The organism is Pontibacter deserti, from assembly GCF_023630255.1.
Lineage (GTDB): Bacteria > Bacteroidota > Bacteroidia > Cytophagales > Hymenobacteraceae > Pontibacter > Pontibacter deserti.
This window is the reverse complement of sequence record NZ_JALPRS010000003.1, coordinates 187,482-202,261: the sequence shown is the minus strand read 5'-3', so window position 1 is coordinate 202,261 and position 14,780 is coordinate 187,482. Positions and strand designations below refer to the sequence as shown.

General features: G+C 45.3%; 12 protein-coding genes. 2 read left to right on the top strand and 10 right to left on the bottom strand.

Annotated features, from left to right (window positions below):
- Positions 1-24: 24 nt before the first annotated feature.
- From MJ612_RS15785 to MJ612_RS15770, 4 genes are all read right to left on the bottom strand, one after another.
- On the bottom strand, positions 25-471 hold the full coding sequence (locus MJ612_RS15785) for a hypothetical protein (protein ID WP_187032355.1): 447 nt from the start codon (positions 469-471) through the stop codon (positions 25-27).
- 40 nt (positions 472-511) lie between these two features.
- On the bottom strand, positions 512-1,375 hold the full coding sequence (locus MJ612_RS15780; RefSeq protein ID WP_187032356.1) for a glycerophosphodiester phosphodiesterase family protein: 864 nt from the start codon (positions 1,373-1,375) through the stop codon (positions 512-514).
- 3 nt (positions 1,376-1,378) lie between these two features.
- Entirely contained in the window at positions 1,379-1,849 is a 471-nt protein-coding gene (locus tag MJ612_RS15775; RefSeq protein WP_187032358.1) for a fasciclin domain-containing protein, read from the bottom strand.
- 85 nt (positions 1,850-1,934) lie between these two features.
- On the bottom strand, positions 1,935-2,561 hold the full coding sequence (locus MJ612_RS15770) for a rhomboid family intramembrane serine protease (RefSeq protein WP_187032360.1): 627 nt from the start codon (positions 2,559-2,561) through the stop codon (positions 1,935-1,937).
- 141 nt (positions 2,562-2,702) lie between these two features.
- Between MJ612_RS15770 and MJ612_RS15765 the strand changes: the two genes are divergently transcribed.
- A complete protein-coding gene (locus MJ612_RS15765; protein WP_187032362.1) occupies positions 2,703-3,377 on the top strand; it encodes an HAD family hydrolase in 675 nt (224 codons plus the stop codon).
- A 55-nt stretch (positions 3,378-3,432) separates the two neighbouring features.
- Here MJ612_RS15765 and MJ612_RS15760 read toward each other — a convergent pair whose 3' ends face one another.
- The 4 genes from MJ612_RS15760 to MJ612_RS15745 form a co-directional block, all read right to left on the bottom strand.
- A complete protein-coding gene (locus MJ612_RS15760; RefSeq protein WP_187032364.1) occupies positions 3,433-4,407 on the bottom strand; it encodes a polyprenyl synthetase family protein in 975 nt (324 codons plus the stop codon).
- A 7-nt stretch (positions 4,408-4,414) separates the two neighbouring features.
- Complete coding sequence (gene rnr, locus MJ612_RS15755; protein ID WP_187032366.1) at positions 4,415-6,721, bottom strand: ribonuclease R; 2,307 nt, start codon at positions 6,719-6,721, stop codon at positions 4,415-4,417.
- Positions 6,722-6,990: 269 nt separating this feature from the next.
- On the bottom strand, positions 6,991-8,820 hold the full coding sequence (locus MJ612_RS15750) for an ABC transporter ATP-binding protein (protein WP_187032369.1): 1,830 nt from the start codon (positions 8,818-8,820) through the stop codon (positions 6,991-6,993).
- Between the two features lie 51 nt (positions 8,821-8,871).
- Positions 8,872-9,636 (bottom strand): hypothetical protein, encoded by a 765-nt coding sequence (locus tag MJ612_RS15745; RefSeq protein WP_187032371.1) that lies wholly within the window; start codon positions 9,634-9,636, stop codon positions 8,872-8,874.
- A 139-nt stretch (positions 9,637-9,775) separates the two neighbouring features.
- On the opposite strand from MJ612_RS15745, the gene MJ612_RS15740 reads away from it, so the two are divergent.
- Positions 9,776-10,495 carry a hypothetical protein gene (locus MJ612_RS15740; protein ID WP_187032373.1) on the top strand — a complete coding sequence of 240 codons (720 nt, stop codon included), beginning with the start codon at positions 9,776-9,778 and terminating at the stop codon, positions 10,493-10,495.
- A 53-nt stretch (positions 10,496-10,548) separates the two neighbouring features.
- Here MJ612_RS15740 and MJ612_RS15735 read toward each other — a convergent pair whose 3' ends face one another.
- Together MJ612_RS15735 and ileS are read right to left on the bottom strand one after the other, a co-directional pair.
- Positions 10,549-11,166: a lipoprotein signal peptidase gene (locus MJ612_RS15735; RefSeq protein WP_187032375.1), complete on the bottom strand. Its 618-nt coding sequence runs from the start codon at positions 11,164-11,166 to the stop codon at positions 10,549-10,551.
- Between the two features lie 161 nt (positions 11,167-11,327).
- Positions 11,328-14,678, bottom strand: a complete 3,351-nt coding sequence (gene ileS, locus MJ612_RS15730) for an isoleucine--tRNA ligase (RefSeq protein WP_187032377.1) — start codon at positions 14,676-14,678, stop codon at positions 11,328-11,330.
- Positions 14,679-14,780 lie beyond the last annotated feature (102 nt).

The following is a 14,780-nucleotide window of genomic DNA, read 5'->3' as shown; positions in this document are numbered from 1 at the left end:
AGCCACTCCACGTGGAACATAAAGCTAGTTAAGAGAGGGTGCTGAAAGCTGGTTTAGCCAGGTTTCTGCTTCTTCAATAGAGCTGAAGTTACGGTAAGGCAACGAAGAGTTTGTTGTAAACGAGTTTGCTTGCAGGTTAGCTATTTTATCGGAAGGCAGCACATTGGCTACATTTCTAACACCAGCATCAATCACCATTTTCTGAGCTATCAGGTGTAGTTCTGCTAGTTCCTGCGGGTGCGTTATCATAGTGCTCATATCGGTCAGGATGGTGAAGCCCGATTGTGTTAAGGCCACAGATCTCTTCCAATCATCCAGAAAGGCAGGTACTGCTTCCTTGTTTTTCCAATAGCCATGTATGGTAAAGTAGATGCGATTTTTAGCTTTATCTACAACAAGGGCATAGCAAGTATTTTGAGCAATATGCTCCTGAGAATCCATGGCGTTGCTATGAGGGTTGGTGCTGTACATTTTGATGTTGTACGGAAAATATAAACTGAAGCTTTATACTTTATGAAGTTTTTGTTGAGATGTAGGAGCTTTTTACTTGATTAAGCACCATCTCAGGATAATCTGTAATAATGCCATCCACTCCGAAGGCCAGCATCTTTTGCACTATATCTTCACCGTTTACGGTCCAGACAAAGCATTTTATACTTTTTGCATGCAGCAGCTTTATCAGGTCAGGTGACACTAAGCTATAGTTTGGATTATAGGCATACGGTATAAAACCAAGCTGCTCCAAACGTTTTTCTGCCGGGGTATCATCTTCCGTTAACAGGCCAAGCTTTACATTTGTTTTGAGCCGGTGCAGCACCTGCAATGGGCGCACATCAAACGACTGCACCATCACTTTATCTGTAAGGTTATACTTTGCCAGCACATCAAGTAGCAACTCTGTAAACACTTCCGGCTCCGGGTGAAACAGGTTATCACTTGGTACAGTTGATTTGATCTCGATGTTAAAGTAAGGACACTTTATGCTTCGCTCCTGGCAGAAAGTAGTTACAGAATCTATTACATCGGTTAACAACGGTTTATAAGCAGGCTTATTTTGCTGATCTGGAAAGCGTGGATGTGGTTTTGACCCGCAGTCGTATTGTTTTATAGCTGAGTAAGGAAGTCTGAAAATATTAAGTTCGGTCTCTTCAGCTGGCGTTATACCTGAGCCATCAGGTTTCAGGCAGTATTCTGAGGCAAACCAAGGCTCATGCGACACCAGCACCTGCGCATCTCCGGTTATTACTACATCCAGTTCAAGCGCGTCTACACCTAGCGCTGCTGCTCTTAAAAAGGCAGGTATGGTATTCTCTGGTAATAAGCCACGGCACCCCCTATGCCCATGCACCTGAATGTACTTCGGTTCTGTAGCCAAAGGTTAATACGCTAATGTGCTGCTTATCCCGTGAATAACCCCGTTCTTAAGTTCAGTGTCGGGTTTTGCAATGCTTACTCCGTTTACCAAAGTGCTTTTCTTGTGGCAAATGGTTATGGTTTCACCGTTCAGAGCTTCCAGTTTGGCGCCGTCTTTCAGGTCTTTTTCATTATACTTTCCTTTTACAATATGGCCGGCCATTACCATTCGTATTCTATCGGCAGGTTCGTTTTGTAAAGCTTTCAGTTCTGACTCAGGGGGAGCAAACAAAGTGTAAGGCGAATCGCCGGAAAGTGCCGGTACCAGGCCAGCCGTAGTCAACAGGTTTACTAATACAGGCCTGCCTTTCATGATGTGTTCGATCATGGTAGTGCGGGCTGTTTCGGCGGAGGCCAGGTCCTGAGCCTGTAAGTTTATATTTGTAAACAGAAAGGCAAACAGGGTGAATAAGAATGAAAAGTTAGAGGGGCGCATATGTATAAGCGTTTGTTTTCAAACACTTATACGTGCATTCCGGATTAAAGTAAGATTGGGTTAAGCAAACCGATCTACTACATACCTACCCGAATAACTTCCAGGTGGCAATCTGTTCAATAAACAGGGGGCCAGCCTGTGGCACGATAGCTAAACTTATGATGAAGCCATACAAGGCACCATAAAAGTGTGCATCGTGATTAATGTTATCACCCATGCGTTTGCCTGAAAAGTAAGAATACATGAGGTATAGGATACCAAGTATAAAGCCAGGAATACAAAGTATAGCATATAAGCAGATGTCCTGTGTAGGATAGAACAAGATGCTTGAGAAAACTACCGCAGCTACCCCACCCGATGCTCCTAAAGCTCTGTAACCCGGGTCGTGGCGGTGCTTAATGTAAGTAGGAATATCAGAAACTATAATACCACCAATATAGATCAGCAGAAAGATCAGGATGCCCGGAACCTCGCCAAAACCTGATTTAAAAGTATATTCTACATTGCTCCCGAAGAAGTATAGCGTAAACATGTTAAAGAACAGGTGCGAAAAATCAGCGTGAAGAAATCCTGACGTAAGAAAGCGATACCATGAATTATCCCGGTTTACAGTGTACGGGTAAAATATCCACTTTTCCATCAGGTCGTGTTTGCTGAACGCATACCATGAAATCCCGACAGTGATGATGATTAATATAAGGGTAACGCTCATATGAGGTAATTACGATGTTCTGTTTTAGGAATTGTAACAAAGATAAAAGAGTAAATTGAAACGCGTCAGGTACAATCTTGTTTTATATCATTTTTAAAGATGTGCCGTTCTGAGTTGGCACTTGTACTGTTAACTAACCTTATGCATAAATATGTGATCTTTGATATGGATGGCGTGCTGGTAGACAGCGAGCCGATTCATATGGAACTGGAGAGGACTCTTTTCAAGCAGCTTAACATTGTTGTTCCTGTTACCCTACACGAAACTTTTGTGGGCATGGCTCCCCGCAAAGTATGGGAAACCCTGAAGCAGGAATACAATCTGCCACATACTATAGAAGAACTTCTGAAGATAGAAAAGGACGTAAAGTTCAGTGAACTGCAGACCCGCCAGATCCATTGTATTCCAGCTGTCGATGCCTTATTGGCTGCTCTGAAGTCTGATGGATATAAATTGTCGGTAGCTTCTTCCTCTCCCCGTAACATCATTTGCTTAGTACTGGAGAAGCTTAACTTCCGGCATTATTTTGACCACATTGTGAGTAGCGAGGACGTGACAGACGGGAAGCCTGCTCCGGATATTTTTCTGGAAGTAGCACAACGTTATGGTGTGCCAGCCGAACAGTTTATAGTTGTAGAAGACAGCCACAACGGTGTGAGAGGTGCCAAAGCTGCCGGCATGAAATGCATTGGCTACAAATCAGAGCATTCGGGTAACCAGGACCTGACACTAGCAGATCTTATAACAGAGAGCTTCCATACATTGGGTATTGAAGATTTCGAGAAGATTCACCGCAACGGATCTTTTACGTCCTGATAAAGCAAAAGCCCTCTGCTTTGGGTTAAGCAGAGGGCTTTTTAAAGTATAAATCTTAGCTATCCCGCTCCATTAGCTGCAGAGCCAATCCGCGAATGGTAGCTTTTCGCTCATCAGGTAAGGCAATGGCATCCAAGTGGCGCAGGGCTTCTTTAAAGTATAGATCTATCTGCTGCTCCGTCTGTTGACGGATATTGAGCTCATCGTATACTCTGGTAATGGCCTGTACTTTGGCTTCGGCGGTATGGTCCTGCGTAATGTTGCGCCAGCTTTTTATAGTTTCCAGTTGGGTTTTATTAGCCTGCTCCAGCGCCGTCAGCATCAGGAAGGTCTTTTTATCGGACAGGATATCCCCACCAACTTGTTTCCCGAACTTATCTTTATCGCCATACACATCCAACAGGTCGTCGCGTAGCTGAAAAGCAATGCCAATGTTATCGCCAAAAGCTTTTAAGTGCTCAGCGTCTGCATCAGGTGCGCCCTGCAGTATAGCTCCAAGCTCCAAACTAAAGCCAAGCAACACCGCCGTTTTCAGCGTGATCATCTGGATATACTCCTGAATACTTACCTGTGTGCGCTGCTCAAAGTTCATGTCCAGTTGCTGGCCTTCGCATACTTCAGAAGCCGTTTTACTGAACAGTGCCAGCACCTTTGCCAGCTTATCCGGCTCTACCTGCATCATAAGTTCGTAGGCACGCACCAGCATTACATCGCCGCTAAGTATAGCAATGTTGGCATTCCATTTTTCGTGCACGGTTTGCTGGCCACGGCGCAACGGCGCTTTGTCCATGATGTCGTCGTGCATGAGCGTGAAGTTGTGGAAAACCTCTACCCCTGCAGCAGGCAAAAGCGCCTTCTCGATATCATCAGCAAACATTTTAGCCGATAAAAGCACCAGCATCGGACGGATGCGTTTGCCGCCCAATGCCATAATGTAACGGATAGGTTCGTATAGTTCTGCTGGTTGCTCGCCGTAGCGAATCGTACTTAAAGTATGATTTATCTTTTCAGACAGGATGTTGATATCCACAGGGTGCTTAATGTGTTTTAAGTGTTTCTACCAGTTCCAGATCGATGGTACGGTCGTTCAGGTTGGCGCTTATTACTTCTACCATCACTTCATCGCCAAACGAAATAATACGCTTGCTTTGGCGACCAATAATGCGGTAGTTGTTTGCATCCAGTTCATAGTAGTCGTCGTTCAAACTCGACAAACGTACCATACCCTCACACTTGTTCTCTTCGATCTCCACAAATATACCCCATTCTGTAACACCAGACACTATCCCTTTGTATTGGTTGCCGATCGTGTCTTTCATAAACTCAACCTGTTTATACTTGATAGAGGCACGTTCGGCATCGGCAGCACGTTTTTCCATTTCAGAAGAGTGCTGGCAACGCGCTTCATATTCTTCCTTCTCTACCGACGGGCCGCCATCCAGATAATGCTGCAACAGGCGGTGCGCCATCATATCGGGGTAGCGGCGAATTGGTGAGGTAAAGTGCGAGTAATGTGCGAAAGCCAGTCCAAAGTGACCTTCGGGCTCGGTGCTATACTTGGCTTTTGCCATGGTACGTATGGCCAGGTTCTGCAATACGCTTTGCTCTGGTTTGCCTTCCAGTTCTTCGGTCAGGTTATTCAGTTCTTCCGAAATGTCGCCTTCCACATCTACCTTATAACCAAACTTGCGGGCAAATAGAGAGAAAGTGCTTAGCTTATCCGGGTCAGGGGCGCCGTGCGTACGGTAAACCATAGTTGGGCGCTTTTTGCCTTTGCCCTGGTTATACACAAACTCAGCTACCTTTTTGTTTGCCAGCAGCATAAATTCTTCGATCAGCTTATGGGCATCTTTACGCTCTTTTACATAAATGTAAAGCGGCTTGCCATTATCATCAAGCTTAAACTTAACCTCTATCGTTTCGAAACTGATGGCTCCGTTCTTAAAGCGTTTCGCCTGCAGCTTTTTGGCGATACTGTTCAGGGTAAGTATCTCTTCTACAAAGTCGCCTTCGCCGGTCTCAATGCGCTCCTGTGCTTCCTCGTAAGTAAAGCGGCGGTCTGAGTAAATGACTGTACGGCCAAACCATTCGCTGTATACTTTACCTTCATCATCGAGCTCAAAAACAGCTGAGAAAGTCAGCTTCTCTTCGTTTGGTCTGAGTGAGCAAAGCCCGTTTGAGAGGCGTTCAGGCAACATTGGCACTGTTCTATCCACAAGGTAAACCGACGTGGCTCTGTGGAAAGCTTCTTTTTCCAGTACTGTTTTTGGGTGCACGTAATGGGTCACATCGGCAATATGCACGCCTATCTCCCAGTTACCATTATCCAGCTTCTGTATCGATAAGGCATCATCAAAGTCTTTGGCATCAACAGGGTCAATGGTAAAAGTGGTTACATCCCTGAAGTCACGACGCTTGTTAATTTCTTCCTGTGTGATCTTGTCGGATATACTTTCCGCTTCTTCTTCTACCGACTCCGGGAACTCGAAAGGCAAGCCAAATTCGGCCATAATGGAATGGATCTCGGCTTCGTGCTCCCCAGCCGGACCAAACACGCGTGTTACTTCGCCGGTTGGGTTCTTGCCAGGTTTATCGGGCCATTCAGTAATTTTAACCAGTACCTTGTCTCCGTTATTAGCCCCGTTCAGCCCACGCTCACCCACGAAAATATCAAAGTATAGCTTCTTGAAATCCGGCACAACAAAGCCGAAATTCTTCGACAGTTGTATAATACCTACCAGTTCTTCGCGGCGGCGTTCCAGAATTTCTACCACTATACCTTCGGCTCGTCCGCCTTCGTAGGTTGGCAGCACTTCTACTTTTACCAGGTCGCCGTCCATGGCATAGTTCAGGTGCTCTCTAAATACGCGCACATCGTCTTCGGTCTGTTCCGATACAATATAAGCGTACTTGTTATTGGCCATATCTACCCTGCCGGTAATAATTTCTACCTTCAGGTTAAGCGTATACCTGTCATCGTCTACCAGAATGCGGCTTTCGCGCTGAAGCACGGCAAGCATGTCGCTTACCAGTTCACGGCCTTTTTTATCTACTACACCTAAGCGGCGGTATATCTGGCGTAGCGTAAATTCTGTATCCGGATTTTTAGAGAACAGCTCCAGCACCATGCCTTTTGCTGATCTGTCGCGGCCACCGTCTCTGCGACCCGATGACTCTCTTCTGTCACCTGATCTGCGGCTGCCGCCACCTGTTGATTCTTTTCTCGACGATGATTCGTTGCGGGGTGCCCCGTCTTTTCTTGCTGATGACTCGCCACGGCGGGAGCCACCTTTGTCGCTGCGGCCTTTACCTCTGCCGCCTGTGTTGTCTCTATTACCTCTCATGTATCAAATTGGTGGGAATATTGCTCCATTAGCGTAACTCCAATGTATTTACAAACTTTAACTTAAATAGTTTTGATACTATACGCCATAAAAAGCGCTTTGGCTAAAGTCTGATTACAATTATAGGTTATTTTATATAGAAAACGCTATATAATGGATATCAAGAAAGGAAATAAGGTAGTTTGCGTGCTGATGGAAAGTATAAAATGTTTGCTATAAGCCTGGCTTCAGGCTTTCAATAAGCTATTAAGAAATCGTTATGTTTTAAACTATAACTGTCCCGCTTTCATTAGGTCGCGTTTCTCCTGCGCTCTGATGATATCTTCCGGCTCGCCTTTCGGGATGGCGCTGATAAGGGTGCGGGTATATTCCTGCTGTGGATTCAGGTATAATTGCTGCGGCGTTCCACTTTCCACGATCTGGCCTTTGCTCATCACCAGAATGCGGTCCGACATATATTTGGCCACCGACAGATCGTGGGTGATGAAGATGTAGGTCATCTGGAATTCGTGCTTCAGCTGATTCAGCAAATTAAGCACCTGCGCCTGCACCGATACATCCAGTGCTGATACGGATTCATCACAGATAATACATTTTGGCTGTAAGGCCAATGCCCTGGCTATACTTATACGCTGCCGCTGCCCACCAGAAAACTCATGTGGATAACGCTGAAAGTGCTCTGCCGTAAGTCCTACCTTATCAAGCAGTTCCATTGTTTTAGCTTTGCGTTCCTTGTCGCTGGCGTATAGTTTATGCACACGCATTGGCTCCATAATGGCTTCGCCCACTGTATGCATCGGGTTCAAAGAGGCGTACGGATCCTGGAAGATCATCTGGAAATCACGGCGGCTTTTGCGAAGCTCTTCCGAGCTAAGCTGGGCAATGTCGCGCCCGTTGAAGATTATGCTTCCTTCGGTTGGCTCAACTAAACGAAGCAAGGCCCGACCCAATGTAGTTTTACCACAACCCGATTCTCCTACCAAACCAATTGTTTCGCCGGGTTTTACATTAAAGCTAACCCCATCCACAGCTTTTACATAATCTGTGGTACGGCCAAAGAAGCCTTTCTTTATCGGGAAGTATACTTTCAGGTTCTCTACCTTTAGTAAGGGTGGCTTCTGCTTATTTTCCTGCTGGTGTTTTATATCGGTAACGGTGCCAACATAGCTATTCACTACATCAACCAGCGATGGCTCCACAACTTCTTTCTTTCGCTCGATGATGTTACCAAACTCGTCTTCCAGCATGAAATCCGAAACTGTTGGAAGTATAGACTGTGGCTTGGCAGATAACTTTGGTCGGCAGGCGAGTAAGCCTTTGGTATAAGGGTGCTGCGGATTGGTAAAGATATCCAGCACATTACCCTGCTCTACCACTTTGCCTTTATACATCACCAATATGCGATCGGCAATTTCGGCCACTACACCTAAGTCGTGGGTAATGAACAGAACGGCTGTGTTTTCTTTTACACGTAGCTCATCGATCAACTGCAGCATGCGTGCCTGCACCGTTACATCCAGGGCAGTGGTTGGCTCATCGGCTATTAGTATGCTGGGCTCACAGGCCATGGCCATGGCAATCATTACACGCTGCTTCTGCCCACCTGAAATTTCATGTGGATAAGCGTCGTAAATTTTCTCTGGTCGCGGAAGCTTAGCTTTCTCAAAAAGGGCTATAGTTCGTTCCTTGGCTTCTTTTTCTGAAATATCCCTGTGTAGCAGCAACACTTCCGCTACTTGTTTTCCACAGGTATAAACCGGGTTCAGCGACGACATCGGCTCCTGGAAGATCATCGAAATATCATTCCCACGGATCTGCTGCATCTGCTTTTCCGGCAACTGAAACAAGTCTACTTCCCCGAACTTCTCTGACTGGAAAATAGCGGTACCTCCTGCTATTCTACCCGGTGGTGTATTGATAAGCCGCATTACCGAGAGCGACGTTACCGACTTACCTGAACCTGACTCCCCAACTATAGCTACTGTTTCGCCAGGGTATACCTCAAACGATACCTTGTCCACAGCTTTGGTAGTGCCGCGGTGCGTGGAGAAAACAGTTTCCAGGTCAGTTACTTTAAGTATAGGTTTTGGCGTAGTCAAGGTAAATCGGGTTATAGCTTCAGGTAAAAATAAGAGTTTTTAGCGTATTAGCTATTCTATTGTTATATCTATCTGCTTGCCTCTATAAGTATAAAAATTAATCACACCTATGCCTTCTTTAATATACAGGCCCTGTACATAATCCAGCGGATATTTCCCGTTATCGCTTGGCTCATAGCTCTCGAAATGCGGCTCTTTTATGTACACGTGGTAAACATTTTTGTGTTCTACCCCATTAAGAGTTACAGTGGGTAAGAATTCCTGCATATAGTTTCCCCTTTCAATTGTTGTAGCGTTGGCATCTTTAAAGTAAAATGTCCGACTTGTCGTATAACTACCGATCATAGTTCCACGGTCTGGAATTGGTTCCGGAAATATATTTTTGTACTCTGTAAAAAACTCAATTATATCCCCAACATCATTCTTATCATCAATATCGTTTATCCGGTCTTTGCTTGCATCCTTTCTAAAGACTTGTATAAAGCTTAACTCCTTGTTGGGCCCGACCTGAACCATATAAACCTTTTCCTTGGCTGTATAATATTCGTTGCAAGAGTTGAGGTCAAATTTACCCGAATAATTTATTCTTCCTGCAGGTAGTGTAACGTCATTAAATCCGTCTGAGGTCTGGTAATTCATCTGCAGTTTGGCATTATCTATCGTCGCGTAATAGCTCTTGCCATTTGTTAACTCGACAGGCAGGAAGGGTGTTAGCTCATCTGTGAATTCCATATTGCCCAGGTTCACGTCTTCGCAACCACAGGAATACAGGCTTACAGATAAAACAGTAGCGGCTAAAAGTTTACTTAATTTCATTTAGTATAAGGTTGAAAGTATAATTACTGACAAAAATGCACGAAATATAAGTGGAAGTTATGTGATTTAGACAATGCACCTGCTTATTTTAGATTAATTTTATAGAGTGTTAGCTATAGTAGAAAGACACTATTGAACTATGAATAGAGAGGAAGAAATAGTCTTCAATTATCTTACCTACAAGGCTTATGAAGAAATTCAATACGAGCCCAATAAACAGGGGAATAATAGAAATATCCCTCCTGACTTTTCTATTAGAGGTTCTATAGGTATTGAAGTTCGTAGGTTGAATCAGCATTATATAACAAGTGCTAAAACAGAACCTCTTGAACAAGTAGATTTTAACCTAATTCCTAAAATCAATTCTCTGCTTAAATCTTATAATAAGATTGACTTTGATAAGTCAGCTTTTGTAATGATTAACTTCAGGAGACCTATTAACCCAAATAAAAACCTCCTTCGAAAACTAAAGCAGGCTTTAGATGATCATCTAGATAGCTTGGATACTTCAAAAACACTTTATTTCAAGAATTTAAAGCTAGAAATGTTACCAGCATCAACAGTACTTGAAAGTGCTTATCATTTAGGTGCTATTGTTGATGCTGATTCAGGTGGTGGAGTTGTTTCAAATATCTATAAAAATTTAGAAGTCATAATTAATGAGAAACAAACTAAAGTTAATCCCCAGCTTGAAAAGTTTGATTCTTGGTGGCTTATTCTAGTTGATTATATAAGCTATGGATTGACAAGCTATGATTTGCAGCAACTAAACTCTTTACCTCCTTTTGAACATTCTTTTGATAAGGTTATTTTGCTATCCCCATTAGATTTGACACATGCCGTCGAGGTAGAACTATAAAAAAGGGGCTGCTCCACATGGAACAGCCCCTTTTTTATAGTTTATACTCTAGCTTACAAACCTTGCTGTTGCACAGTTTTGTGCTCCTGCTCGTGGTGCTCCCCAAAAAAGCGCTTCTGGTTGAACAGGATCATGAGTACACCGATAAAGATAGCGGCATCGGCTATGTTAAAGATCGGCCACAACGACATGGGCTTACCCCCTATTATAGGAACCCAGTGCGGGATAATGCCTTCCCAGATATCCAAGTAGAACATATCGATTACCTGCCCATGAAACCATGGTGTAGAGGAGCCATACAGGGCATTATCAAACCACACACCATAGAACGTACTGTCAACCAGGTTACCAATAGCACCGCCAAGAATAAGGGCAATGCACCATATAAGGCCTTGCGGAGCATTATGCTTAACCAGATAGTATAAGTAATACCCGATACCAAACATGGCTACCAGGCGGAACAGTGTAAGTATAAGTTTACCGTATTCAGAGCCCAATTCCACGCCAAAAGCCATACCCGGGTTTAGGGTATAGTGCAGTTTAAAAAAGTCGCCGATAACGTGGATCTCGCCTGGCAGGCCCATTTCCATGTTGTAATGCACGATCAGCTTTACGGCCTGGTCAATCAGGATTACAAGTAGGCTGAGCAGGTAAAATTTCCAGTATTTCATGTGTGTTAGGTAAGCAGCTTTTTAGAGACCCAAGTATAAAGATATTAGATGTTAGACATGTTTTATACCTTCACTTATTTGCTCTCAGAGCTGCAAGTATACTTATAATAAAGGTAAAAGCACCAATCAGCTTAGAGCCAACTGGTGCTTTCTACTATAGTTTAAACGGTTACAGCTTCTGTTCTGATCTGCAAGTAGATCTGGTACTCGTCCATTTCCAGCAACGTACCGTCAGCCAGGCCATCTACTATAGCAAGGCTCAACGCCTGTGTTTCAGCACAGATGTAGTCTCTGAAGTTCTCAACGGCTGCGTTCACTTCCTCTGCCGATGGCTGCATCTGGATATGGATCTTGTCCTGAACTTCCAGGTTGGTGTCCTTGCGCAGGTTCTGGATACGGTTAACCAGGTCGCGGGCTATACCTTCCTGCTTCAGTTCTTCGGTTATAGTTACATCCAGGGCAACTGTCAGTTTACCTTCGCTGGCTACTAACCAACCTGGTATGTCTTCCGAAGAGATCTCCACATCATCCGGCGTCAGCACGGCCGTTTCATCGTCCCCGATCAGTACTTCAAAACCACCTTCACGTTCCAGTTTGGCGATGTCTTCTTGGTTCATTTGCTGTACGGCAGCAGCTACCAGTTTCATTTTCGGACCGAACACCTGACCCAGCTTCTTGAAGTTAGGCTTGATCTTCTTCACCAAAATGCCGGAAGTATCATCGATGTACTCAATATGCTTCACGTTCACTTCACTCATGATCAGGTCTTCAACTGCCTGGATCTGGTGGCGCGTGTGCTCGCTAAGTACAGGTATAAGTATACGCTGCAACGGCTGACGAACTTTGATCATATGTTTCTTGCGCAGCGAGTGTACCAGCGATGATACCGACTGTGCCAGCGCCATGCGCTCTTCCAGGTCTTTATCTATAGCTGTTAAACTTACTTCAGGATAGTAAGCCAGGTGCACTGACTCTACCTTGTTTTTACCGCTCACGCTGTTCAGATCTCGGAACAATTGCTCGGTATAGAACGGCGCTATAGGCGAAGCAAGTTTAGCTATAGTTTCCAAACAAGTATAAAGTGTCTGGTAAGCGGCTATCTTATCTTCGTTGTACTCACCTTTCCAGAAACGTTTGCGGTTCAGGCGCACGTACCAGTTACTCAGGTCATCGGTCACGAAATCCTGAATTGCGCGGGCAGCTTTAGTTGGGTCGTAGTCGTTGAAGTACGCGTCTACGTCCTGCACCAGCGTGTTCAGTTTCGAGATAATCCAGCGATCGCTTTCTGTTCTGCGCTCCAACGGCACATCGGCTTCGGCATAAGTGAAGTTATCCAGGTTCGCGTACAGCGCGAAGAAAGAGTACGTGTTCTGCAGCGTTCCGAAGAAACGGCGCTGTGTCTCCACTACACCATCTGCATTGAATTTCAGGTTATCCCAAGGTGGCGCATTCGCGATCATGTACCAACGCACGGCATCCGGGCCATAGGTACCGATCATGTCAAACGGGTCGATAGCGTTGCCTAAGCGCTTGCTCATCTTGTTTCCGTTCTTATCCAGCACCAGTCCGTTTGCGATTACGTTCTTGTAAGCCACGCTATCCTCCAACATTACAGCCAGCGCATGCAGCGTAAAGAACCAGCCACGGGTCTGGTCAACACCTTCTGCAATATAATCTGCCGGGAAGTTCTGCTCGAATATATCTTTGTTCTCAAGCGGGTAGTGCCACTGTGCATAAGGCATCGCGCCAGAGTCGAACCAAACGTCGATAAGGTCTGGCTCTCTGTACATTGCTTTACCTGATGGGCTTACCAACACGATGTTATCCACGTAAGGGCGGTGCAGGTCGTTTATCTCAACGGCCGCATCCATAAAGCCTCTATCAACAGCACGGTCTATCTGCTCAGTTAGCTCATGTATAGAGCCAATGCAGATCTCTTCTTCACCATCTTCGGTTCTCCAGATAGGTAGTGGCGTACCCCAGTAGCGCGAACGCGACAGGTTCCAGTCTACCAGGTTCTCGAGCCAGTTACCAAAACGGCCTGTACCCGTAGATTCCGGTTTCCAGTTGATCGTCTTGTTCAGCTCGATCATTCTTTCCTTAACTGCAGTTGTTTTGATGAACCAACTATCCAGCGGATAGTAAAGTACCGGCTTATCAGTTCTCCAGCAGTGCGGGTACGTGTGCTCGTATTTCTCTACTTTGAAAGCTTTGCCTTCTTCTTTTAATTTGATGGCAATTTTAACGTCGGTTGGCTTATAGTCAGCAGCAGACTCATCCTGACCATCGTAGTTCTTCACGTACATGCCGGCAAAATCGGTTACCTCTTTCACGAAGCGACCCTGCTTATCAACCAGCGGCATAGGTTTGCCATTCTCATCGGTTACCAGCAGGGCCGGTATGTCGTTCTGAGCGGCAACTCTAAAGTCGTCGGCACCGAATGTTGGCGAGATATGCACGATACCTGTACCATCCTCGGTAGTCACGAAATCACCAACCACTACTCTGAAAGCTGGCTTATCCGGCTGCACGTAAGGCATCAGCTGGTGATACTCCACTCCTGCTAAATCGGCTCCAACAAACTCTTCCACCACTTTGAACGGCACCAGTTTATCACCCGGGTTATAGTCTGCCAGGGCAAGGTCTTTGGCTTTGTCGTTGAAGTAACGGCTTACCAGGTCTTTGGCAAGTATAACCGAGATAGGCGCATAAGTATACAGGTTGTAGGTTTTCACCTTCACATACTTTATGCCTTTCCCAACAGCCAGCGCCGTGTTAGCCGGAAGCGTCCAAGGCGTGGTCGTCCAGGCAAGGAAGTATACCGGCTCCTCCTCGTTCTCGAAAAGGAACATGTTTCGGGTGATCTTCTTGATCTCGAATTGTGCTACAATGGTGGTGTCTTTTACCATTTGGTAACAACCCGGCTGGTTCAGCTCGTGCGAACTAAGACCTGTACCAGCACCCGGCGAATATGGTTGGATGGTATACCCTTTGTATAGGTAGCCTTTATCGTACAAACGCTTCAGCAGTGCCCAGCAAGATTCGATGTATTCGTTCTCGAAGGTAATATATGGATTGTCCAGGTCTACCCAGTAACCCATTTTCTCGGTCAGATCATCCCACTGATCTTTGAAACGCATGACCGTTTCGCGGCAGCGCTGGTTGTACTCTTCTACCGTTATCTTCTTACCGATATCTTCTTTGGTAATACCCAGTTCTTTTTCAACCTGCAGTTCTACCGGAAGGCCGTGTGTGTCCCAGCCGCCTTTGCGGTTTACCTGGTAGCCTTTCAGTGTTTTGTAGCGGCAGAAAATATCCTTAACTGCGCGGGCCATTACGTGGTGAATACCCGGCGTACCATTTGCAGATGGCGGGCCTTCGTAAAACACGAAGTTATCATTGCCCTCACGCGTCGCAACCGACTTCTGGAAGATGTTGTGCTCTTTCCAGAAAGCCAGTACGTCTTCGCCAAGCTTGGCGTAATTCAGATTTTTATACTCGTTATACTTCACCGTTTTCAGGTTTATCTTTATCTCACGAATTCACAGTTTCCAAAACTATAAACTATAGGTTTTGAGGCCATACTTTATAGTTTTGATACTAAGCCGGTAAAG

Coding starts and splice junctions, on each gene's coding strand:
- MJ612_RS15785 (WP_187032355.1), bottom strand. CDS start 471: ATGTACAGCACCAACCCTCATAGCAACGCCATGGATTCTCAGGAGCAT.
- MJ612_RS15775 (WP_187032358.1), bottom strand. CDS start 1,849: ATGCGCCCCTCTAACTTTTCATTCTTATTCACCCTGTTTGCCTTTCTG.
- MJ612_RS15770 (WP_187032360.1), bottom strand. CDS start 2,561: ATGAGCGTTACCCTTATATTAATCATCATCACTGTCGGGATTTCATGG.
- MJ612_RS15765 (WP_187032362.1), top strand. CDS start 2,703: ATGCATAAATATGTGATCTTTGATATGGATGGCGTGCTGGTAGACAGC.
- rnr (WP_187032366.1), bottom strand. CDS start 6,721: ATGAGAGGTAATAGAGACAACACAGGCGGCAGAGGTAAAGGCCGCAGC.
- MJ612_RS15745 (WP_187032371.1), bottom strand. CDS start 9,636: ATGAAATTAAGTAAACTTTTAGCCGCTACTGTTTTATCTGTAAGCCTG.
- MJ612_RS15740 (WP_187032373.1), top strand. CDS start 9,776: ATGAATAGAGAGGAAGAAATAGTCTTCAATTATCTTACCTACAAGGCT.
- MJ612_RS15735 (WP_187032375.1), bottom strand. CDS start 11,166: ATGAAATACTGGAAATTTTACCTGCTCAGCCTACTTGTAATCCTGATT.